This window comes from Paenibacillus sp. CMM36, assembly GCF_053570945.1.
In genome coordinates this window covers 330,573-353,689 of the sequence record NZ_JBSEDY010000002.1, presented here as the reverse complement: position 1 = coordinate 353,689, position 23,117 = coordinate 330,573, and the positions used below count along the sequence as shown (strand labels likewise).

Here is a 23,117-nt window from a genome sequence, read left to right as displayed (position 1 = left end):
AAAAGGAAACTATCCTTTCAGGCAGCTTTTATTTTTTCAATGAAGCTATATGCTGAACTTGAAGACTTGGGGCGCTGTGTCGATCCGTCCTATGCATATGGCACGAATGCCTTTATAATTTAATGAGATAAAAATTGCTAGGCTCCAGCCGTACACTTGGTTGGAGCCTTTGAGCATAACACAGATAGATTGGAGAATGGAGAGATGAGTTCACAGCAACACCAACGAGCTTTGGTATACAAATCTTTGTGGCATGCCGGTCCTTGGGTGCTTGCCGTAGGGATCATTCTGGTAGGTGCCAATCTGCGCGCCTCGATTACCTCGGTAGGACCTCTTATCGGTTTGATTAAGGATTCTTTGTATATTTCAAATACACTGAGTGGCCTATTAACGACATTGCCGCTGCTGGCTTTTGCCCTGTTGTCGCCTTTTGTAGCCAAACTGTCGCGCCGCTTCGGATCGCCTCTTATTATTTTTGCAGCCTTGCTGCTGTTGACCGCAGGTATTGTAGTGCGCTCAACGTTAGGGGTTACTGCATTATTTGTCGGGACCGCCATGCTGGGACTGGCTATTGCCGTCTGTAATGTGTTGCTGCCCAGTCTGATCAAAGAGGAGTTTCCTCGCAACAGCGGACTGATGACCGGTGTATATTCAGTATCTATGAACGTGGTCGCTGCAACAGCATCCGGGCTGAGTATACCGCTGGCTCTGAACGGAGGTATGGGATGGCGAGGTGCTTTGGGAATATGGGGGATTGTAGGTGTCGTAGGGATTTTACTCTGGGTGCCACAACTCCTTAAGGCAGGAAAAACGGCTAATAAAGCGGCGGTGTCTGCCCGAACCGTGAATGTATATACATCGTCTTTGGCCTGGAAGGTGACGCTGTTTATGGGGCTGCAATCTGCCTTGTTCTATGTTCCTGCCGCCTGGTTTCCTGAAATGATGAGCGGACAGGGAATGGATTCAGAAACTGCGGGCTGGATGCTGTCTGTGATGCAGTTTGCGCAAATGCCATTTACTTTTATTGTGCCTATTTGGGCGGCGCGAGTGAAGGATCAGCGGGTATTGGTTCTGATTATGGCTGCGCTGTATTTTATCGGTCTGGGTGGATTTCTGCTTGGGGCTACACAGTGGAGCGTGATTTGGGTCATATGTATCGGTATAGCGGGTGGTTTTGCCTTCCCGTTAGTGATGATGTTCTTCAATTTGCGGACGCGGACACCGCAGCAGGCAGCAGAGTTGTCGGGTATGGCGCAATCCTTTGGGTATTTGCTGGCAGCGACCGGGCCGACACTGTTCGGTTATTTGCATGATGCGACACAAGGCTGGACCATTCCGCTGCTGCTGCTCTTGTGCCTGAGTGTTCTGCTTATGTTTATAGGGCTGGGTGCAGCCAAGAAACGATATGTCGGAGGCGAGGTGGATGATCAGGCTACAATTTAATGCAGATGGCTACAGTGTCGTTTGTAATGCAGATCGTGTTATGTTGTTGGCTAAAGAATTTGCGCTGTTGCGCTTTCTGTACGATAACCGGAACCAGGTGTTCACCCGTGAACAACTGCTGGATCGGGTGTGGCAGCTGGAGTATCCGGTGGAGCGTACGGTAGATGATCATATCTACAGATTGCGCAAAAAACTTAAGTCATGGGATGGTCTCCGTATTCATACGGTCAGAGGGTATGGCTACAGCTTGACCTTGACTGACGTGCAGCCACAGAATCATCCGTCCTTGCACGATCAGGAGGTGCAAGACGCCGTACATGGACTATTCCGCAAATACCAGCTGTTGGGGCAGGGAAATTCCATCGTAGCGCTGGCTGCCCAGCAGGAGCAGATGGGTTTTGAATTGTCTGTCTTTTATCAAATGTATACCCGTTTTGTACAGGCGGATGTGCCTTGGTTCTTGGAACGGGAGGACTTTGCTCCCGCAGATCGATTGTATTGGATGCTACTGCTATATATGTGCACAGCAGGGGTGACGGATGAGGGGCTTGTCCTATGTGAGCGTGCGCTTTCCAGTGGAGTGCTATCTGAAGCGCAGGAGCGGGAATTGCGTATTCTCAACATTCTGGAGGCTTATGTAGAGAACGGACAACCTGAACACGCCCAGGAAGGTCTGCCACTGACCATGATGGTCATGGAACGGGATAATCTCGATAATTTTGTGATGCCTGTTGCGCTGATGGAGATGTATATGCATCTGGTTGCCAATCATATGGAAAAGGCTGCCGAACTGTCTGATCGTCTGGAATGCATGCTGTCGGAGGCCCCGTTTTTGCGCGAGCTGGGCCGTTATCGCATGATGCGCGGGCTTATGCTGTTGCGTACTGGAGATGTGGATAACGCCGAGCGGCTCATGGATGAGGGATTGGATACCCTTGATATGGCTAAACAGGAATTACTAAAAATCAAAGCGGTATGTCAAATTCGCTCGTTCCTGAAGCTTTGCGGTTCCTATCCAGCGCTGGAAGAGAAGTATGCCGCTCAATATGATCAGCTTGACCGGGACAACAGTTTAACACTGCATCGTTCGGCGCTAAGGCGCTGGCTGGAGCAGACAATCTCAATGGCCTGATTTTTTAGCTGTCTGACTTTCCTCTGATATAGACCCGCTAGAATGTTCTTATTGCTAAAAAAAGCTGAAAATGAGAGCAGGGTGAGTAGATAATGAAGGAAAAGAAAGAACTGCAATCCGCGCCTAGCATTTGGCGCAATGGCCGTTTTCGGCGGATGTTTGCGGCACACACGGCTGCTTCCTTTGGCGATTGGTTTGATGCTATCGCCATTCAGGTGCTTGTTGCCTACCGCTGGGAAGCTGACCCTATGCTGATTGCGCTGATTCCGGTAGTGATGGCGCTACCGGGTCTGCTGCTCGGTTCTATCGCGGGCACGTTAGCTGACCGGGTACACAAGGCCCGGCTGATGATCGTCTGCGATGCAGCTATTGCCTTATTGACGCTGGCCATTCTCGCCGTCCCAGGTCCGGTGTGGCTGCTGCCTTTGCTCGGTCTACGCGCGGCGGCTGGCGTATTTCAAATGCCTTCACAGCAAGGCTTGACCCGCACGGTAGTCGCCAGCGACGACCTGTTTCGGGCGACCTCGCTGAATGGGTTGGTCAATCAGGCCTCCAAAGTGGCAGGGCCGCTACTGGGCGCTATGACCTTGACTGTGTTGTCTCCCCAGGCATGCATTATTCTCAATGCATTGCTGCGCCTCTGTTCCGGCCTGCTGCTGTGGCCGCTTCGCGGAATCGGTCCGGCGCTGGTCAGCCCAGACCAACAAGCTGTTGCAGCCGAGCAGCATGGAAAGTCTGCTACGCATACAGCGCCTGAGGCTGATGAAGTCCAAATGCGGGAGGAGCATGTCCGCGCATCTCGCTTTTTCAACCAATGGCGTGAGGGCTGGGCGTTCTTATGGCGCAGTCGAATGCTTTTGCATACGCTCATATTCGGACTTTTCGGCTTAATCGCCATTCTCATGATCGACTACCAGTTCCCTACGCTGCTGCGAGTGCTCGCTCCGGGTAATGAGTCACTGCTTGGCTGGCTGGTTTCAGCCATTGGTGCTGGCGCCGTCGGCTGCATGCTTGTGCTTAATCGCTTGAATCGCATAAGTGCAGGCTGGGGGCTTGGTGGTGGGTATGTACTGGTTGGCGGAGCTATTGCTGCTTTAGGCTGGGCGCAACCCGGAACAGGATGGCCCGTACTGCTTATGATCGGGGCTGTGCTGGGCGTGGGCAACGGCCTGTACATTATCACCCAGAACTATATATTACAAGCCAAAACCCCTGCTGATATGGTAGGACGCGTCTTCGGTATCCAAAGTACCGTGATTGGAGCAATCATGGTCGTTTCGCCGCTTGCCGGGGGAGTATTGATCCGAATAGCAGGGGCGGGAACGGCTTTTGTCTGGATCGGAATGACTGTTGGAATTCTGGGTTTGGCAGGACTACTGCTTCAATCCGTAATTTGGCGCGAGTCCCTCGCTGATTCTAGCCTGACTACGGAGCAAAATGCAGACCTTGCGTAGTCAAACTTGCGCAATAATTTACTTCGATTTTCGTCATTTATATTTTTAGCATGGGAGAGATCATGATGACTCAACAAACTTCAGCCTCAGAGCCTGTGGCACGGTTACTTGAAGGATCTCGGGTGTACTTGCGTCCCGTTAACGTGGAGGACACCGAGCTATACTATAATACATTGTTCCATCAGGATGTGCGGAGGCTGACAGGCACACAACGCAGCTTTACCAAGGATCAAATTGCCCGTTATATTGAAGCTAAAGGACAGGATTCCTCAAGCCTGCTGCTCTTGATTGCGCTTCGCGAAGATGATCGTGTCATCGGAGATATAGCTCTGCAGGATATGGACAGCCTGAATCGCAGTGCCAACATCCGTATTGCGATCAATGAGCAGGGAAATCAGGGGAAGGGCTACGGCACCGGAGCGCTTGTGCTCATGCTGGGTTACGGATTCGGTATCTGTAACCTGCATCGGATTGAGCTGAATGTATTTGATTTTAATGAACGTGCCATTCGTTGCTATGAAAAAGTAGGCTTTCAGCGCGAAGGTGTACAACGGGATGCTTTATTCTACAATTATGAATACCATGATTCGATTCTGATGAGTATGCTGGACCACGAATACCGCGACCGCTACGTGAAAAAAGTAGAAAATTGATTCAGCACGTTTACACGGGTTAACAGAAGAGATATAATTAAAAGATAAAGTTGCTTGTTTGCGCCAGTATGACCGACAACATCAAATGAAGATATGAATTACCGGAGGAGCCTGTCACCAAGGCTCCTTTATGTCTTTTTAGGGGAACCTGTGCTGTATTTCGGGTTCCCCTTTTTATTTGCGAGCTGTCCGTTAAGGTCAGACACATATTTTGCACGTTTGTTTTACATTTTATGATTAGGATTTGCAAAATTCGATTCCAGTCGCTCCGATCTATATCTTGTTCATTGGAAGTCGCTTATGGGATTTTTGCAAATAAGTTCAAGGATTAAACAAAAGGAGGTTATCAGCCTATGCAATTTATATTGTATCTTCTGCTGATTCTGTTGTTCACAAAAGTCGCGGGTCATGTGTCTGTCAGGCTCGGTCAACCAGCAGTGCTAGGAAAGCTGATCGCAGGAATTGTGCTGGGCCCAGCGGTATTAGGATGGGTTGAGAATGATTCGCTGATTCATGATATGTCTGAAATCGGCGTGCTGTTGCTGATGTTCATTGCTGGACTGGAGACGGATCTGGATCAACTTCGACGTAATTGGAAGCCTGCGGTAGCTGTGGCGGTTGGAGGTATTATTTTACCGCTAATTTGTGGTTTTGGTGTAGGGGAAGCCTTTGGATTCTCGGTGCATGAAGGCTGGTTTCTAGGGATCATTCTGAGTGCTACCTCGGTAAGTATTACCGTACAGGTGCTCAAGGATATGAACAAGCTGAATACCCGAGAGGGCTCGACCATTTTGGGTGCGGCGGTGCTGGACGATGTGCTTGTTGTGGTACTGCTAGCGGTAGTAATGAGTATATTCGGTATGGGTGGAGAGACTTCGCTGGGACTTCTTGTTGGCAAAAAGCTAGTTTTCTTCGTCGTAGCTATTCTGGGGGGCTGGTTCGTTGTTCCGTGGATTATGAAAATACTCGCTCCACTCAAGGTGACTGAAGCAGTCATCACGACTGCGTTGATTATTTGCTTTGGGTTTGCGTATTTTGCAGATATGTTGGGGATGGCGGGCATTATCGGGGCTTTTGCTGCCGGGATTGCCATTGCACAAACAAGCTTTAAGCACGTCGTAGAAGAAAAGGTGGAACCCATCGCTTATTCCATCTTTGTTCCTGTTTTTTTTGTCAGCATTGGATTAAATGTTTCCTTTGAGGGAGTAGGGCAGCAGCTCGGATTTGTTGTTGTTTTGACACTGATTGCGCTGGTGACGAAGTTAGTGGGAGGAGGCCTCGGCGCGCGGCTGACGGGCTTCAATAACCGTTCTTCTCTTGCGATTGGCTCCGGTATGATATCACGTGGCGAGGTCGCACTTATTATTGCAGCTACCGGTCTACAGTCGGGTCTGTTGGCACAGCAATATTTTACATCCGTGATCATTGCCGTCATTTTGACAACGTTGGCTGCACCTCCAATTCTCAAGCTGTGTTTTAGCGATAAGAGGGAGACTTCCGCTCACGATACAGAAAAGAAGGCCAGCATTGATAAGTTGTAATGAGAGTATCAACAGGTCATAACAAAAAGACCCTTCGGGTTCAGTTTCTCATAGTGTGCATGGAAAGTCCGATTTTAGAGTAGAGCGGACTTTCCATGCAGCATGAGAACATGGTCGAAGGGTCTTTTTTATGCTAAATGTGCTGCAAGAATAGAGAAATTAGGACTCGGACACCACTGTGAAGCGTTGGTTCAGATGTTGTGGTTTTTCGATTTCGTCCACTACGGCAACTGCATAATCTTCGTAACTGACATAGCTTGCACCTTTGGAATTAACCAACAGTGTGTCTTTTCCTACTTGGTAAGAGCCTGTACGTTTACCCAGTGCAAATTCCGCAGAAGGGCTAATAAAGGTCCAGTTCAGGTCGCTGGTACCACGCAAAATTTCCAGGTTTTTTCCTTGGTTGTTGGCTGTTGGATATACGAAATCAGGGAAGCCAGGAGCGTCTTTTACCAAAAGTGTTTGGGATTCATCAGTGAACAAGCTGCCTGCACCACCTACGACAATCAGGCGAGTACCGGATACATTACGCAGGGCTTCGATCAGTACGTTACCTGCATCGACATGCAGATGCTCTTGTCCGAGTGGAGCGGCAAATGCATTAACAACTACGTCAAAACCTTTCAGATCATCTGTTTTCAGATCAAAAACGTCTTTTTGTACCACAGTAGCACGACTTTCTGTTACTTTGGACGAGTCACGGACGATGGCGGTTACTTCATGCCCTCTGTCTAATGCTTCTTTTACGATATTATTTCCTGCTTTACCGGTTGCACCAATAACTGCAATTTTCATAATAGATAGCCTCCTATAAATATGATGTGGATGATTCATTCGTTTGATCGTAAGTGTACTCAGTGCATTTACGAACTTTAATATGTAACTATTATAGTTACAATATAAAATAAAAGTCAAGCTCTTCTGTTGGGCAAACTAAAGTCCTCCGATTGGAAAGAGAGGAACTCGTTTAAATATATAAGGTAAAACTGAATGAGCAAACTTAAGCCAAAATGGATATATGTAGACCACAGAAAAGAAAGGAAGAGTGAATCGATATGAGTAAAAAAGTACAGCTTGAACCCGCAGCACAGAAATTTGCAGACGATAATGCCAAGCCTCCGTTTCTATATGATTTGGGTCCTGAAAAAGGACGTGAAACGGTCAATGAGGTTCAATCCGGCCCAGCAGACAAACCTGCCGCAGATGTAGAAGATCTAACTATTCCAGGCGGGCCTGGCGGTGAGGTGAAGGTCAGAATTGTTCGCCCACAACAGGTGACAAGCGATCTCCCGGTCATTGTATATATTCACGGAGCAGGCTGGGTATTCGGTAATGCTCATACGCATGATCGCCTGATTCGTGAATTGGCAGTCGGCTCACAGGCAGCAGTTGTATTTCCAGAATACAGCTTGTCCCCTGAAGCTAAATATCCGACGGCGATTGAGGAAATTTACGCGGTCGTTCAATGGGTGGCACAGCACGGACGCGAGCATGGGCTGAAGCCCGATACGCTGACGGTAGCCGGAGACAGTGTGGGCGGTAATATGACGGCGGCCGTAACGCTGCTGGCCAAAGAACGTAGCGGCCCTACCATTCGCCAGCAGTTGCTGTTCTATCCAGTGACGGATGCTTCCTTTGACACAGAATCATATCATGAGTTCGCCACAGGATATTTCCTGAGCCGCGAAGGAATGCAATGGTTTTGGGATCAATATACGACGGATCCCAACGAACGAGCGCAGATCACGGCGTCCCCATTACGTGCCACCACAGAACAGCTCGAAGGGCTACCACGTGCGCTGGTCATTACAGGTGAGGCCGATGTGCTGCGCGATGAAGGCGAGGCCTATGCGGACAAGCTACGTGAAGCGGGGGTGGATGTGACCGCTGCACGCTTTCAGGGCATCATCCACGACTTTGTGATGCTGAACCCATTGTCTGAAACCGCGGCCAAGCGCGGTGCGATCATGCTCGCTACCTCATGGCTGCGCCAAGGGTTTGAGGGCTAGTACACTATAGAGCATTTTAAGGGTGTCGTCGTGTGATTTGATCCAGTTCTTTGAATGATTAGGCTGTCTTCTTCCTGCTGACATCTATTGCAGGGAAGGCAGCCTTTATACATATCTGCAATGAAACCGCTTCACGTTCGTCGAACAGAGTGATAATATAAAATTTGAACGAGTTTGACCGACATTCAGCCTAAGGGGGATATCCATGCCATTTCAGGGACAACGCATTTTACCTGCAGCTAAGCATATGAAGCAGCTGGAGGGTATTTTGGACAGTTCTTATGAGTATGCGGTTTTTCTGGATACGCATGTAGCGCAGCTGCGTAGCCTGTACCAGATGGCTAGAAGTCGCAGCAAGCAAATGCTCCTGCATGCCGATCTGGTGCAAGGCTTGAAGAATGACGAGTATGCGGCTGAATATTTGTGTCAGGAAATTAAGCCATTTGGGATTATTTCGACCCGGTCCGGGGTGATCGCAACTGCTAAAAAGAAAGGAATTCTTGCTGTACAGCGGGTGTTCCTGCTCGATACGATTGCACTGGAAAAAAGCTACGCGCTGGTAGAAAAAACGCGTCCGGATTATATTGAGGTGCTGCCCGGTGTTGTTCCACCGATGATTAAGGAGGTCAGCGAACGCACTGGCATTCCTATTTTGGCAGGCGGACTTATTCGCACCCCTGAGGATGTGGAAGCAGCGTTGGCCGCGGGAGCTACAGCAGTTACGACCTCCAATAAACAGCTGTTCGAACACTATAAGCAATAGCTTTTATTTGTATCAAGTGGGTAACCATACATAATAAGCAAGGAGGCTGGGAAACGATGGAGCAATACATTCTTGCCTTAGATCAGGGCACAACCAGTTCGCGGGCCATCTTGTTTGATCGGCAGGGAACAGTGGTATACAAGGCACAACGGGAGTTCCCACAGTATTTTCCCCAGCCCGGGTGGGTAGAGCAAAACGCCAATGAAATATGGAGCTCTATTTTGGCCGTCATCGCCTCCTGCTTGTCAGAATCAGGTGTGAAAGCCAGCCAAATTGCCGGGATTGGTATTACGAATCAACGGGAAACCGTAGTAGTGTGGGATAAACATACGGGTCTGCCTGTATATCATGCACTGGTATGGCAGTCACGGCAAACAGCCGGGATCTGCGAGGAATTGAAAAGCCGTGGATTTGATCATATTTTTCATAGCAAAACGGGACTACTCATTGATCCCTACTTTTCTGGCACCAAGGTCAAATGGATACTCGACAACGTCGAAGGGGCACGAGCTCAAGCGGAGCGTGGGGATTTGCTGTTTGGTACGATTGATACCTGGCTAATCTGGAGATTGTCTGGTGGTAAAGCACATGTAACAGACTACTCCAATGCGGCCCGCACACTCATGTACAACATTTATGAGCTAAAATGGGATGAGGAGCTGCTGGATATTCTCGGCGTTCCTGCGTCTATGCTACCAGAGGTGAAATCATCTTCTGAGATATATGCGCATACGGTGGATTATCACTTTTTCGGACAGGAAATCCCTATTGCCGGAGCGGCAGGCGATCAACAAGCAGCTCTGTTCGGTCAGGGATGCTTCGACAAAGGTATGATTAAAAATACATACGGTACGGGATGCTTTATGCTGATGAATACCGGAGATGAACCCTGTGACTCGGGACATGGACTGATTACGACCATTGCATGGGGGCTGAATGGTCAGGTGAAGTATGCGCTGGAGGGCAGCATTTTTGTAGCCGGATCTGCTATTCAGTGGCTGCGTGATGGGTTGCGTATGTTCCGCGAAGCCAAAGATAGTGAAGCGTATGCGGCGCGTGTGACCTCCACAGAAGGGGTATATTTTGTCCCGGCCTTTGTGGGTCTGGGCAGCCCGTATTGGGATAGTGACGTGCGCGGTGCGACATTTGGTTTGACGCGGGGAACGACCAAGGAGCACTTTATACGAGCGGTACTGGAATCGCTGGCCTACCAGACTAAAGATGTCCTAACTGCCATGGCGAGCGATTCGGGTGTACCTGTGCGTTCATTGCGTGTAGATGGAGGTGCAGTGATGAACGAGTTCCTGATGCAGTTCCAGAGCGATATTCTCGATCTGCCAGTAGAACGACCTGCTGTGAACGAGACAACTGCACTCGGTGCGGCGTATTTAGCAGGACTGGCAGTTGGGTTCTGGAGCAGTTTGGATGAGGTCCGGGGGTATGCGCAAAGTGATCATACCTTTACTCCGTCCATGAGTGAAGACGTGCGGGCTGATCTTTATGGTGGCTGGAAAAAGGCAGTTCATGCCGCAATGGCGTTCAAGTAGCAGGCAGATTTCCCTTTTCATAGCGTATCGTGTGTGCTACGATATAGATAAGTTAATACTCGTCAGGAGACTTGGAGAGACCATGAACCGCTCGGCATCCGCCGCAGCGATGTTCGTGGTCTTTTTTTGTACCTTATGATGAGTCGGTTGGCAGATTGCATCGTGAATATATACAAAGCTGGAGGGATACATGATGGGAGAACAGGGATTTGCTGCGCAGGAGAGAACTGCTGTCTTGGAACGTATGGGACATGAGCATTTTGATATATTAATCATTGGCGGCGGCATTACAGGGGCGGGTATTGCGCTGGATGCGGCGGATCGTGGTTTGAAGACAGCATTGGTGGAGATGCAGGATTTTGCAGCAGGTACGTCCAGCCGCTCGACCAAGCTAGTGCATGGGGGTCTTCGTTATTTGAGGCAGTTGGAAGTTAAGATGGTAGCTGAGGTGGGGAAGGAGCGGGCAATTGTATTCGAAAATGGTCCACATGTGACCATACCGGAGCGTATGTTGCTTCCTTTTCACAAGGGCGGCACGTTTAACGCATTTACCACCTCTGTCGGGCTGCTGGTATATGATTTCCTTGCTGGTGTTAAGCGTAGTGAGCGCCGTCGTATGCTGGACATCCAGGCTACACTAGAGCGCGAGCCTTTGCTGAAGCGTGATGGACTGAAGGGAAGCGGCAGCTATGTGGAGTATCGTACAGATGACGCTCGCCTGACGATTGAGGTCATGAAGGAAGCTGTTACACGAGGGGCGCTGGCGGTGAACTATGCCAAGGCTGACAAGCTGCTGTATGACAAAGGACGAATAAGCGGTGCAAGCGTAACGGACCGGGTAACGGGAAAACCATACGAAATTCGAGCTTCGCTGGTTATTAATGCAGCTGGACCATGGGTAGACACGCTGCGGGAAATGGATCGCTCCAAGGAGGGTAAGGTGCTACGCCTGACGAAAGGTATTCACCTAGTGTTCGATGCTGAGCGCTTTCCGCTCAAACAGGCAGTGTACTTCGATACACCGGATGGACGCATGGTATTTGCCATCCCGCGTGATGGAAAAACTTATGCAGGTACGACTGACACGGTGTATGAGGGGGATACGGCGCATCCCCGGATGACCGTCGAAGATCGGGCGTATGTGCTTCAAGCGATCAACGGAATGTTCCCGGATGTGAAGCTGACTGTTACGGATGTAGAATCCAGTTGGGCAGGGGTACGGCCGCTCATTTATGAAGACGATAAAAGCCCTTCAGAAATTTCACGTAAGGACGAAATTTGGGAATCCCGTTCAGGTCTGATCACGATTGCAGGCGGCAAGCTGACGGGCTACCGGAAAATGTCCGAACTCGTCGTGGATCGTGCGGTACGGGAGCTGGGGCGCTTGCATGGGCAGAGCTTCCGGGCATGCCGCACCAGACACATCCCGATTTCGGGTGGCAGCGTAGGCGGCTCGGCGGGCTGGGACGCGTACGTAGGTAAGCAAACCGCAGCAGGTGTTGCACTCGGCCTGTCGCCTGAAACGGCTAGAGCATGGGCAATCCGCTATGGCTCCAACACAGAGCGGCTGTTTGCGATAGCGGCACGCAGCATGAAGGAGACTACCGAGAAGGAAGCGGCACTGCCTGTGGAAGTGCGTGTCCCGCTCCTGTATGCGATGGAACAGGAAATGACGGTGACACCGTCTGATTTTTTCATACGGCGAACGGGAGCACTTTTCTTCCAGATTGACGAGGTGAAGCGCTGGAAACAGCCCGCCATCGCATGGATGTCCGAACATGCAGGCTGGAGCGCCGCGCAAGAACGACAATATACGGCTGAGCTGGATGCTTACCTGTATGAAGCTGTAACGCCTTTAGAGGTAGAGGTGAAACAAGGTGACGTTAAAGCCATCTAATAGGAACGAGGATGCGTATCCTTTACCGCTCCGCTTCTCTACCATCGTTTCGTTCTCACCGCTGCTTTATGCGGAAAAGGGGCCTACAAAACAAAAGCAGCGATTCTCTATTTTTAAGAGAATCGCTGCTTTTGTTGTATGCAGATTGTTTACAGCATCAAGTGGAACAGGAACGGGGCGGCTGCCAAGGTAAAGAGAGCGGCGAGCACCATCGAGATGCTGGATATCGTCCCCGTCAGCAAACTGAACTCGAATGCTTTGGAAGTGCCCGTACCATGAGCACCGGTACCGAGCAGTACCCCACGGGAGACTTCATTTTCGATACGGAACAGTTTTACAATCACTGGACCGATAATAAGACCGCTCAATCCGGTCAGAATAACGAATACAGCTGTGACCGTCGGATTGCCGCCAATCGTTTGCGATACATTCATCGCAATGGGTGTCGTAATGGAGCGAGGAATCAGGCTGCTCAGCAGGGAAGAATTCAGGTGCATCCACTTGGCAAGCGCCATGGAGGACAACACGGCTACAACAGATCCAGACAGCACGCTAAGCACGATTTGGGTAGCGTGTTTTTTTAACACTGGGAAATATCGGTACAAAGGGACAGCAAATGCAATCGTAGCTGGCTGTAGCAGCATGGACAGCAAGTGGGCGCCCGAATTATAAGAACGGTAATTCACACCCGTCAGCGTCAAAATCAAAATGATAACAACAGGTGTAATGAGCAATGGAGACAAATACACCTTGGGCAGTGTGCGGTACATGCGTTTGGCCATCCAGTAAATAGCGAGTGTCAATACAATACATAGAAGACCGATCATGATGATTTATGCTCCTTTCGTTTACCAAGCAGACTGGCGACCATACCTGTGCAGGCCATCACCAGAAAGGTGCCGAGCAACACGACCAGCATAATGCTCATACCATCGTGTTCCAGCATCGGCCAATAATTCATGACGCCGACAGCGGAGGGAATAAAGAATAATAGCAGCTCGGCCAGCAACCAGTTTGCGCCAACTTCAATCCAGCTTAGCCGGACCAAGCCGGTTTGCAGCAGAATAAAAAGGATTAGCATACCAATGATACTACCGGGTATAGGCAGGTGGAGCCAGGAGACTACCGCGTTCAGGATGAGCGAAAAGGCCATCAGGACGGCGATCTGGAGGACACCGCGTATGAAGCTTTTCATATATAATGACTCCTATCTTTGTGATCGGTTATTTTCAAACTGTAATGAAATTTTACATCACAAGCTTTCATGAGTAAAATGCATATAAAGAATATAATCTATTCCGTTTATCTATGGGAGAAGGTGTAGCTTTGGATATCCGACATTTACAATATTTTTTGGAAGTCGCGCGGTTGCGTAGCTTTACAAAGGCAGCCCAGAGCATGTTTATTACCCAGCCGACGATCAGTAAGACGATTAAAAGTCTAGAAGATGAACTGGGGGTCGCTTTGTTCGACCGAATTGGCAAAAGAATCGAATTGACGGACGCGGGAAAGGTCATTGAGCTTCAGGCACAAGCAATTGTAAAGTCCTTTCAGAGCCTGTCCTCGGAGCTGAGTGATTTGATGAACCTGAAAAAGGGACATATCCGTATTGGCCTGCCCCCTATGGTCGGATCGAGCTTTTTTCCGCGTGTCATTGGAGAATTCCATAAGGCATATCCTGATGTGACCATTCAATTATTTGAGGACGGGGCGAAGAAAGTGGAACGGGACGTAGAAGCCGGGGCATTGGATATCGGGGTGATCGTGCTGCCCGCAGTTGGAGATATGTTTGAGACATTTCTGTTTGTGGAGGAAAAGCTGAATTTGCTCGTTCATCCTACGCATGCATTGGCAGAGTGCAAGGAGGTACCGTTATCTGCGTTGGCGGAGGAGGCATTTGTACTGTTTCGTGAGGATTTTACGCTGCATGACCGTATCATTGCGGAATGTGTTCGTGCCGGCTTTCAGCCGCGTGTAGTGTACGAAAGCTCACAATGGGATCTGATTAGCGAAATGGTTGCTGCAAACCTGGGAGTAGCTCTGTTGCCGGAGGCCATTTGCCGAGATCTGGATTCTGAGCGCTTGCGTGTTCTTCCATTGGTAGACCCCGTCATTCCTTGGCATTTGGGGATGATTTGGCGGAACGATCGCTACCTGTCCTTTGCCGCCAGAGAATGGATATCGTTCACACAGCAATTGTTGCGGACGGAATAGGGCGGGAAGTAGTCAGTCCGCGAGAAGGTGAGTACGATGCAGAATAAAAAAGCTGCCCTGAGGGGCAGCGATGTAGCTTGCTTCTATGAGTGTGTTTGGTTTATTGCACGCTTGGTGTGAAGGTACTTGTCCATAATACGGTCAAGTCTGGAGGATTTGTCCAATACACGTTCATCTTTTAATCCGTGTAAGTCAGCCATGCGATTCAGTTCACGGCGTTCTTTTTCCATGAGTTTTTCCAATTGTTCGAGGTTCACAAAGCCCACCCCCCATGTCGATTGTAAGGCATGTCTCCACTAGCGGCAGAAGTTTTTTTGATAACGATGTTATTTCCATTTTACCACTTTTTATTAACAATAATCCAGCTTTCCTGACATTTAGCGACTAATATCTATGGTTTTGCCAGTTCTACCCGATTGCGTCCTGATCGTTTAGCTTCATACAATGCCTCGTCTGCTTTTTCCAATAAACGCCTCGATGCAATAACAGGAGAGCTGCCTGCCCCGATGGATACGGTTAAGGAGAGTATGGTTCCGTCATTCAAGAGAAAACATTCATTTTCCACAGCTTTCCGAATCTTCTCGGCAAAGTTTGCCGCCTTTTCAGTATCACAGTCTCCGAGTAGAATTGCGAATTCCTCTCCGCCCTTACGGGAGGGATATGCTCTTGTTGTAGATTCCCGATTTAACAAAATTCCCAGTTGGCTTAAGACTGCGTCTCCGTTCAAATGGCCGTACGTATCATTAATTTTTTTAAAGTGGTCAATATCTAGCATCACAAGTCCAAAGGGTTTTTTTGTAGTTTTGGAAGCATGAAGTACCTCTTCGAACAGCGCATCAAAAGCACGCGGACTGTATAGCCCGGTTAAATGATCGCGGTTCGCAGCCTCTTCCAGCAGGTGAATAGCCCGTTCTGTTTTTTTGATATGGGACATCATAAAATAAGTGAACAAGCCGCCAAGAATCTTCACGGTTGTGATCATTATTATAGATTCTAAGTTGGGTGGATCATCCACAAAAAAAGCAGATAACAGCGACACAACAACAGCCCCAAGCACGGCTGACATCCATTTGCCGAGGGCTAGCTTTTTTTCTCGAATAAAGATAAGTGAAAGGACTAGTGTCATGAAGCAATTAACCGTAACAGTCAGAGTAATATCCGTCCATCCCCCTGTGATGTAAATACGATACAGGATGACGATCAGGGTGGTCAGCAGACCGGATACCGATCCTCCTATATAAACAGATATGATAATCGCCAATTGGCGGAGATCAACCACAAAGTGCCCACGGATCCATAAACCGGTCATCATTAACAGAATGCTAAACACGCCCAGCATTAAACCGTTTAATATCTGATGAATGAGTGCATGATTTGTCAGGTAACGTTCATATTTCCGGGAAAATAAATTTCCGAAGAATAAGAAGCTCGTTAATAACGCAAAATTGTTAATTAATTCTTTTAACATATCCCTATCCTTTATGCTGTAATGAGAGTTGTAGTATCGTGGGGAATAAAGCAAAAGGCCTCGTTTCTATATTTCGGTAAAAAGTAGGCATGAGTGAATACCAATCGACCATTAAACGATTCTTCTGTCCCTTACGTTTCGTTTATCTACGTGGTACAGTGAAAGGACTATGACCGGAACGGGTGATCGTATGAAGGAACCAATTCACATATCGGTGCGTCCACTTGTGGAATATGTGCATCGGAGCGGCAGCATTCATAGCGGCTTTCGATCGAATAGCAGTATGCTCGAAGGAACTCGCGTGCATCAGGATATCCAGAAAGGTTACAAGGAGCATGACCGCAAAGAGGTACATTTACGTACAGAAATTCAGTATAAGGACGAATTGTTTATCATTGAAGGCCGCTGTGACGGACTGATTGAGCTGGATGGCGTATGGACGGTCGATGAAATTAAATCGATCTCTTTGCCTCTCGAAGATATTCAGGGTGACGGTCAACCCGTACACTGGGCGCAAGCATTTCTGTATGCCTATATGATTGCTCGTGAGGAACAACATCATTCCATGCAGGTCCAGCTTACTTATGTGCAGGCACACAGTGAAGACATTCGCCGATTTAGGCGCGAGCTATCCTTTACTGAGCTGGAAGCTTTCGCGCAGGAGATGATTGCTGGTTATGCACCGTATGCATTCCTGCTGAGAGCACATGCGGAAAAGCGGGATGCCAGCATTGCTATGTTGGACTTTCCCTTTGACACGTATCGTTCGGGTCAGCGAACGCTCGCGGGTTCGGTGTACAAGACGATTGCCGAAGGGGTTAACCTGTTTGCCAAAGCGCCTACGGGTATCGGTAAAACGGTATCCACTTTGTTTCCTGCGATCAAGGCGATCGGTGAGGGGCAGGTTAGGCGAGTATATTATGTAACGGCTCGTACCACCACTCGGGCAGCAGCTGAAGAAGCTTATGCCAGAATGCAGACCCAAGGGCTGCACATGCATGTGGTGACTTTGACTGCGAAGGATAAAATTTGCTTTAAGGATGAAAATGATTGTGACGCTGGATCATGCAGCATGTGCGAGGGCTACTACGACCGGATCAACGGTGCGGTATCCGATATTTTGGCGAATGAGACGTTAATGACCCGGGCGGTGATTGAGCGTTATGCGCGCAAGCATAAGGTTTGTCCCTTTGAATTTTCGCTGGATGTGGCGTATGCCTCGGATGGTATAATCAGTGATTATAATTATGTTTTCGATCCACGGATTTCTCTGAAAAGATTGCTGGAGGAGCACAAGCGAAAAGGTGTCGTACTGGTGGATGAGGCGCATAATCTGGTAGAACGCGGCCGGGACATGTTTTCGGCGGAAATTTTGAAATCTTCTTTTTTGGAACTGAAACGAGAATTTAAGCTGCTAAGCTCGGAGATTGCTGCGGCTGCGAGTGCAGTGAACGCACATATGATTACGCTGCGCAAGCAATATGCAGACACAGGAAAAGCAGTGGAGACAGTAGCGCCGCAAGAGGTGCTGGAGCTGCTGGTGCCTTTTGTGGAAGCTGCTGAACGTGAACTGGTAACGGGGAGTAGTACAAGTCGCGCAAGTAGTGAAAGTACGGCCTACGCATTGCTTCTGGATACGTATTTTACTGCTCAGAATATGCTGCGGATTGCTGCTTTATATGATGAACGGTACGTTACTTATGTGGAAGCAGGGCGCAGTGAAGTGAGGGTCAAGCTGTTCTGCCTCGATCCTTCTCACTTGCTGGGACAAGCTATTAAGGGCTACCGCTCAGCCATTTATTTTTCCGCGACGTTGACACCGCTTGCTTATTATCGGGACATGCTCGGAGCAAACGAGGAAGATTATACGTTACAGGTTCCTTCCCCTTTCCATCAGGAGCAATGGGATGTACGTCTGCTGCCGCTCTCCATCCGTTATCGGGATCGCGAGCGTTCCAAAGGGGCGATTGCGGATATGCTGGCTGCATTGGTTGTGGAACGGAAAGGAAATATGCTTGTGTTTTTCCCGTCCTATCCATACCTGCGTGAGGTATATGAGGAGTTCATGCTTCGGGACGTGTCCGCAAATACGTTGGTACAAAGTCCGGGGATGACCGAACCAGAGCGGGATCGATTCCTAGAGGCCTTCCAGCCTGGGCAAGAGCACACCTTGCTTGGCTTTGCCGTATTGGGTGGTGTGTTTGCTGAAGGTGTTGATTTACCCGGGGATCGCTTAAATGGGGTAGTCGTCGTCGGCGTTGGCTTGCCGCAAATTGGAGCAGAGCGAGATGTGCTGCGGGATTACTTTTCGGAACAGGGACGGAATGGTTTCAACTATGCGTATGTATATCCAGGGATGAACAAGGTTCTTCAGGCAGGTGGCAGGCTTATCCGCACAGAGCACGACGAAGGGTTGTTGGTCCTGGTAGATGATCGTTTTGCCAAGGAACCGTATGCTTCTTTGCTGCCAGATGAATGGAAAAGCTACCGTCTGACGGAACAAGCGGGATTAAGGAAGGAATGGATAGACTATGAACTTTAATTTTCATAATGACTCCATACGCGGGGTGCTGCGTAGCTTTGGACATGAGGATGCCGAAGTAGATAATATAGAGACTTTTGTGACATTTGCGCGCTTGGCTAACGGTATTTTCAGAGAAATGGATACAGATTTGACCAAGTTGGGGGCTTCTCAGGGTCGGATTATCGTGCTTAGCCTGTTGCATTGCCACTCGCCGCATCGCATGACACCATCGGAGTTAGCGGAAAAAGCGGATGTCACGCGTGGGACCATGACGGGACTGATCGACGGATTAGAGCGAGATGGCATGATTGAACGTGTGGCTCATGAGAGTGACGGACGGATGGTGACTGTCGGATTAAAAGAGGCAGGACGAGAGCTATTAAGTAAGATAGTGCCTTATTATACGAAGTTGATCCGGTCGTGTATGTCTGAGTTTACGCCGCAGGATCATCAGATGATGAAGGGTTTGCTGGGGAAAATGAAAGGCGGTTTTGAGCGGTCCTTGCCGAAATGCTGAATTCCTGATATAGGGAATAAGGAATAGGAGAGAGAACATGTTCTTTTATACAGATGAGGTCTATGAAGACCGTGATTTTGGATCAATGGATGCCAGAGAAGGTGAGTGGAAAAATTGTGAGTTTACCCGATGTCGCTTTCGGGGTGTGGAGATGAATGAGTCCCTCGTGGAAGGCTGTACTTTTGTGGACTGTGATTTTACCGGAGCCATTCTGAATGCATCTCACTACAAGGAGTCGGCTTTTACCAATTGTTTGTTCACCAGCGCCAATCTGTTCGTAGTCCGGTTTGATAACTGCAAGCTGGTAGGTTCAGATTTTGCGGGGGCCAATATGGATGGTATTACAATTACGGGCGGAGATTGGTCTTATACGAATTTGCGTCATGCAGATTTAAGAAAACAAGATTTGCGAAAAATACGATTCAAGGAAGCCGACTTATCCGAATGCAATTTGGAAAAAGCAGATTTACGAGAGGCGGATCTTAGCCGGGTAAGACTGCACAAAGCCCATCTTCAAGGAACAGACCTGCGCGGTGCGAAGATGGATGGTGTGAATTTTAAAGATCTGGACATCACCGGAGCCAAGTTGGATATCGAGCAGGCAGTAGCGGTGGCCCGCTCCTATGGAGCCAAGGTAGAAGGCTAAAAAGCACGGGATACCGAAGCTGGTTTTGATCTGGAGTACCCCGTGCGGATGAAATGGATGGCTGACTCGAATGTGAAGGACTTAATCTTTAGGGGGTGCCGGCAGTAGTGGAATCGCTGCTTCCGGGTCCCGGTTTGGCAAATGATCAATTCCCACAGGCTCTAGAGGCTGCTGTGGAACCGTCCAGTTGCGCGCGATATCTGCGGCAGTTCGCTGTTCCAGCAAGCGTTTGGCTACTTCATAACATTGATCGACATGCCGATTGCCAATGGTTCGCATAGCAGTAAAGCCAATTGCCGCGGCTAGCCCTTGCCCCAGAAAGGGGACAAACTTGCTAACCTGCTTGGTAGCGATCCGAATGCCCATTTTTTGCAAAATCTGCACGATAACTTCACGGGTGATGAGTCGCCCGATCAGCTTGCTGCCAATTGAGGTGATAAAACCATACACCATGGATTTGGTTTCTGCGTCCAGACCTTCCAGCTGCTTCTCAGATAATCCGAATTTTCCATTAATGGCTGGAAGTAGCTGCATCAAAATGCCAACATCAGCAAGAACGTCAGCCCCTGGAACTGGAACTAATACCGCTCCACCCGAAGCCGCAGCCCTTTTTGTCACCATGGACTTACACTCTCTACGGATCTGCTCCAACTCTTCTATTGTTCGGGCTGTCATATGCATCTCTCCTTCATACGCTTCCGATTAGGACCCATGATTCTACCCTGTTATTACACACATTTCTACCTTTCTTAAGCATGGCGCAAGCAAAAAATCCCTGATGCACGTACTATCGCACATTTACTCCTGTGAAGCGATCAGGCATAATGAAGGGTGGTTGCCGATAAGAACAAGCCTGTTTACGGGGATAAAGGAAGGAAGAGACAGATGAGTCAGACAAACGTTTATTTTAATCATGATGGTGGAGTGGATGATCTAGTATCCCTTTTTATGCTGCTTCAGATGGAGCAGGTTCATTTGACCGGAGTATCGGTGATTCCAGCAGATGGTTACCTGGAGCCTGCGACAGATGCCAGCCGTAAAATTATTGATCGTTTTGGACAAAATAAAGGGCCTGTGGAAGTCGCAAAGTCTAATTCACGCGGTAAAAATCCGTTTCCTGCCGCTTGGCGTTTACATTCCTTCTATGTGGATGCATTACCCGTACTGAATGAATCGGGGCGTATGGAAGCACCGCTTTCATCCCTGCCAGCTCATCAGCATCTGATCGAAAAGGTACGCGGAGCTGAAGGTAAGACGCTGTTGCTATTCACTGGACCGCTAACCGATCTGGCGCGAGCGCTGGATGAAGCACCGGATATTGAAGCAAAGATTGAAAAGCTGGTATGGATGGGCGGCACCTTTGAAAAAGGGAATGTGGAAGAGCCGGAGCATGACGGCACAGCAGAGTGGAATGTATTCTGGGACCCAGAAGCGGCATATCGGGTGTGGCAAAGCGGCATCACGATTGATCTGGTAGCGCTGGAAAGCACAAGCAAAGTACCATTAACTCCAGCAGTACGCAATCGTTGGGCTGCCGAGCGCCGATATGAGGGCGTGGATTTCCTAGGCAACTGCTACGCGGGATGTCCGCCGCTCGTCTATAGCGAAACGAACTCAACCTACTACTTGTGGGATGTACTGACCACTGCATCCGTAGGACGCCCGGACATTGTCAAGAAAAAGACGGTGCATTGCAGCGTGATCGCAGAAGGGCCAAGTCAGGGCAGAACGGTGGAACAGGCGGATGGACGTCCTGTGAATCTGGTGTATGATACAGACCCGGAAGCCTTCTTTACGTATATGGCGGATTTGGCCAAGCTGGCTGCTCCCAAACGTTACTAAGTCTGGCAATGTACAGACGTGCGGCATAGGGCGATAATACTGCCTAGTGAGACGTACCCATAACATAAAGCCCGTGAACGTTATGCGTCACGGGCTTCTATTACATGATATACCATATCATCACTAGCTAATTTCAGTTTTAGGCTGACTCCTGGTATGTTTTCAGGGTGAATTGGAGCGTTATCTCCGTCCCGCTACCAGGTTCACTCCTCCCTGTCATCTTACCCTTCATTCGTTTTAATAGATGTTTGGTAATCTGCCAACCCAAGCCTGGATTACCATATGAGGGGGAGTACCCACGGTCATGTTCAAGCCACAATTTCAATTTATTCGGAGATATACCGATTCCAGTATCCTTCACCTTTAATTCCAGTTCAACCTCAGGTGCATCGGTCACAGATCGGGTGTTTGCAGATAAAGTGACGGTTCCTGTGTTTGTAAACTTCACTGCATTATCTACCAAATTAATCAACATACGGCGAATTTTAGCCTCATCCCCGATAAAAATAGGCGAGCTGGTGAGATTCCAGTCAAGCTTCAACTCTAGATTCCGCTGTGCGGCTACCTCTGTATACAGACTCAATACATTTTCCATCATCGTTCTCAGATCAAACGGATCTTCAATATCATCGATCTGCCTGGACTCTATATTGCTGTAATCCAAAATATTACTCAACAACGTCATAAGCGAGCGACTGCTCGACTCCATGATGCTCATATATTGCTGTTGTTCCTCTGTTAACTCTGTCGTCAGCATGAGGTCGGTGGCTCCCCATATTTCGGTTAGCGAAAACCGAATTTTATTACTCAGGGAAGAGATCAAATCCAGCTTGCTCAGAGCAGAGATCTCAGCATCTATCTTTTCTTTCTCCAGTTCCACCACATAACCCAGAAATACAGCCATAGCCTGTAGGGCCTTCAGTTCGGATTCTGTCAAATGTACAGATGGTGCGTCCAAGATACAAATGGTTCCGTAAGCCTGACCATTTTTCATGCGAATAGGGATTCCTGTAAATGAGTGGTTTCCGATAGTTTTAGTCACATCTAAGTCGCATGTGTGCGGGTGAATAGTCGTTTCTGAAATCGTGAGGTGATCCGCAGGATGATCCAACACCAGACTGCAATAGCTAAGCTCAAAAGGGAGCACATCCCCTTTCTTAACGAGTATCTCTTCCCGGTTAAATGAATCAACGATTACATTCGTAATCCCATCATTAGCGGTAATAAAAATGGTGTTTACATGTAAAATATCACTCAACACATCAATGACGTGCGCGGTAGCCTCTTGAATACTATTATAAAAACCTGTAGGTGAAGTAGTCATGTATCTCCAATCCTGATGCAAAGTGGTGGTTATCCAAAAACTTTAGCAGTTTGTGTATCCCATTCTCGATCCTCTGAATGTGCTTTTGGAGCGTATTGTTAATTATACATGATTATTTCATTATAAACCGATCTTTCTACTTC

21 protein-coding genes are annotated in these 23,117 nt (G+C 48.7%); 14 read left to right on the top strand and 7 right to left on the bottom strand.

Annotated elements, in window-relative coordinates:
- The first annotated feature begins 204 nt into the window (after window positions 1–204).
- The 5 genes from ACWA2B_RS05655 (at window position 205) to ACWA2B_RS05635 (ending at window position 6,223) form a co-directional block, all read left to right on the top strand.
- Window positions 205–1,443 carry a CynX/NimT family MFS transporter gene (locus tag ACWA2B_RS05655; RefSeq protein WP_449291782.1) on the top strand — a complete coding sequence of 413 codons (1,239 nt, stop codon included), beginning with the start codon at window positions 205–207 and terminating at the stop codon, window positions 1,441–1,443.
- The gene (locus ACWA2B_RS05650) at window positions 1,424–2,575 is read left to right on the top strand and encodes a winged helix-turn-helix domain-containing protein (RefSeq protein WP_449291781.1); all 1,152 of its coding nucleotides are present in this window, start codon (window positions 1,424–1,426) and stop codon (window positions 2,573–2,575) included. Before ACWA2B_RS05655 ends, ACWA2B_RS05650 begins: the two co-directional genes overlap by 20 nt.
- Before the next feature lie 92 nt (window positions 2,576–2,667).
- Window positions 2,668–4,029, top strand: a complete 1,362-nt coding sequence (locus tag ACWA2B_RS05645; RefSeq protein WP_340933584.1) for an MFS transporter — start codon at window positions 2,668–2,670, stop codon at window positions 4,027–4,029.
- Between the two features lie 62 nt (window positions 4,030–4,091).
- A complete protein-coding gene (locus ACWA2B_RS05640) occupies window positions 4,092–4,682 on the top strand; it encodes a GNAT family N-acetyltransferase (protein WP_049817039.1) in 591 nt (196 codons plus the stop codon).
- 353 nt (window positions 4,683–5,035) lie between these two features.
- Complete coding sequence (locus ACWA2B_RS05635; RefSeq protein ID WP_029518659.1) at window positions 5,036–6,223, top strand: cation:proton antiporter; 1,188 nt, start codon at window positions 5,036–5,038, stop codon at window positions 6,221–6,223.
- Window positions 6,224–6,382: 159 nt separating this feature from the next.
- On the opposite strand, the gene ACWA2B_RS05630 is transcribed toward ACWA2B_RS05635, so the two are convergent.
- Window positions 6,383–7,018, bottom strand: a complete 636-nt coding sequence (locus ACWA2B_RS05630) for an NAD(P)-dependent oxidoreductase (RefSeq protein WP_029518658.1) — start codon at window positions 7,016–7,018, stop codon at window positions 6,383–6,385.
- Between the two features lie 260 nt (window positions 7,019–7,278).
- On the opposite strand from ACWA2B_RS05630, the gene ACWA2B_RS05625 reads away from it, so the two are divergent.
- The 4 genes from ACWA2B_RS05625 (at window position 7,279) to ACWA2B_RS05610 (ending at window position 12,439) form a co-directional block, all read left to right on the top strand.
- The gene (locus ACWA2B_RS05625) at window positions 7,279–8,232 is read left to right on the top strand and encodes an alpha/beta hydrolase (protein ID WP_029518657.1); all 954 of its coding nucleotides are present in this window, start codon (window positions 7,279–7,281) and stop codon (window positions 8,230–8,232) included.
- Window positions 8,233–8,437: 205 nt separating this feature from the next.
- A complete protein-coding gene (locus ACWA2B_RS05620) occupies window positions 8,438–8,995 on the top strand; it encodes a glycerol-3-phosphate responsive antiterminator (RefSeq protein ID WP_029518656.1) in 558 nt (185 codons plus the stop codon).
- 56 nt (window positions 8,996–9,051) lie between these two features.
- Window positions 9,052–10,542 carry a glycerol kinase GlpK gene (gene glpK / locus ACWA2B_RS05615; RefSeq protein WP_165145910.1) on the top strand — a complete coding sequence of 497 codons (1,491 nt, stop codon included), beginning with the start codon at window positions 9,052–9,054 and terminating at the stop codon, window positions 10,540–10,542.
- A 193-nt stretch (window positions 10,543–10,735) separates the two neighbouring features.
- Window positions 10,736–12,439: a glycerol-3-phosphate dehydrogenase/oxidase gene (locus ACWA2B_RS05610; RefSeq protein WP_449291855.1), complete on the top strand. Its 1,704-nt coding sequence runs from the start codon at window positions 10,736–10,738 to the stop codon at window positions 12,437–12,439.
- A gap of 149 nt (window positions 12,440–12,588) precedes the next feature.
- On the opposite strand, the gene ACWA2B_RS05605 is transcribed toward ACWA2B_RS05610, so the two are convergent.
- A complete protein-coding gene (locus tag ACWA2B_RS05605) occupies window positions 12,589–13,266 on the bottom strand; it encodes a CidB/LrgB family autolysis modulator (protein ID WP_029518653.1) in 678 nt (225 codons plus the stop codon).
- Entirely contained in the window at window positions 13,263–13,634 is a 372-nt protein-coding gene (locus ACWA2B_RS05600) for a CidA/LrgA family protein (RefSeq protein WP_029518652.1), read from the bottom strand. The genes ACWA2B_RS05605 and ACWA2B_RS05600 overlap by 4 nt, the downstream gene beginning before the upstream one ends.
- A 131-nt stretch (window positions 13,635–13,765) precedes the next feature.
- Here ACWA2B_RS05600 and cidR point away from each other — a divergent pair, with 131 nt between their 5' ends.
- A complete protein-coding gene (cidR, locus tag ACWA2B_RS05595) occupies window positions 13,766–14,653 on the top strand; it encodes a cidABC operon transcriptional activator CidR (protein ID WP_328801165.1) in 888 nt (295 codons plus the stop codon).
- An 83-nt stretch (window positions 14,654–14,736) separates the two neighbouring features.
- On the opposite strand, the gene ACWA2B_RS05590 is transcribed toward cidR, so the two are convergent.
- Entirely contained in the window at window positions 14,737–14,910 is a 174-nt protein-coding gene (locus ACWA2B_RS05590; RefSeq protein WP_013312483.1) for an aspartyl-phosphate phosphatase Spo0E family protein, read from the bottom strand.
- Between the two features lie 134 nt (window positions 14,911–15,044).
- Window positions 15,045–16,121: a GGDEF domain-containing protein gene (locus tag ACWA2B_RS05585; protein ID WP_029518651.1), complete on the bottom strand. Its 1,077-nt coding sequence runs from the start codon at window positions 16,119–16,121 to the stop codon at window positions 15,045–15,047.
- A gap of 169 nt (window positions 16,122–16,290) precedes the next feature.
- On the opposite strand from ACWA2B_RS05585, the gene ACWA2B_RS05580 reads away from it, so the two are divergent.
- The 3 genes from ACWA2B_RS05580 to ACWA2B_RS05570 are packed head-to-tail and all read left to right on the top strand — an operon-like array spanning window position 16,291 to window position 19,808.
- Window positions 16,291–18,663 carry an ATP-dependent DNA helicase gene (locus ACWA2B_RS05580; protein ID WP_449291780.1) on the top strand — a complete coding sequence of 791 codons (2,373 nt, stop codon included), beginning with the start codon at window positions 16,291–16,293 and terminating at the stop codon, window positions 18,661–18,663.
- Window positions 18,653–19,162 (top strand): MarR family winged helix-turn-helix transcriptional regulator, encoded by a 510-nt coding sequence (locus tag ACWA2B_RS05575; RefSeq protein WP_029518649.1) that lies wholly within the window; start codon window positions 18,653–18,655, stop codon window positions 19,160–19,162. The genes ACWA2B_RS05580 and ACWA2B_RS05575 overlap by 11 nt, the downstream gene beginning before the upstream one ends.
- A gap of 37 nt (window positions 19,163–19,199) precedes the next feature.
- A complete protein-coding gene (locus ACWA2B_RS05570) occupies window positions 19,200–19,808 on the top strand; it encodes a pentapeptide repeat-containing protein (RefSeq protein ID WP_029518648.1) in 609 nt (202 codons plus the stop codon).
- A gap of 81 nt (window positions 19,809–19,889) precedes the next feature.
- Here the strand turns inward: ACWA2B_RS05570 and ACWA2B_RS05565 are convergent, their stop codons facing one another.
- Window positions 19,890–20,483 (bottom strand): hypothetical protein, encoded by a 594-nt coding sequence (locus ACWA2B_RS05565; RefSeq protein ID WP_449291779.1) that lies wholly within the window; start codon window positions 20,481–20,483, stop codon window positions 19,890–19,892.
- A gap of 210 nt (window positions 20,484–20,693) precedes the next feature.
- On the opposite strand from ACWA2B_RS05565, the gene ACWA2B_RS05560 reads away from it, so the two are divergent.
- Entirely contained in the window at window positions 20,694–21,650 is a 957-nt protein-coding gene (locus tag ACWA2B_RS05560; RefSeq protein ID WP_013312477.1) for a nucleoside hydrolase, read from the top strand.
- A 139-nt stretch (window positions 21,651–21,789) separates the two neighbouring features.
- Here the strand turns inward: ACWA2B_RS05560 and ACWA2B_RS05555 are convergent, their stop codons facing one another.
- The gene (locus tag ACWA2B_RS05555) at window positions 21,790–22,974 is read right to left on the bottom strand and encodes a GAF domain-containing sensor histidine kinase (protein ID WP_029518646.1); all 1,185 of its coding nucleotides are present in this window, start codon (window positions 22,972–22,974) and stop codon (window positions 21,790–21,792) included.
- Between the last annotated feature and the right edge of the window lie 143 nt (window positions 22,975–23,117).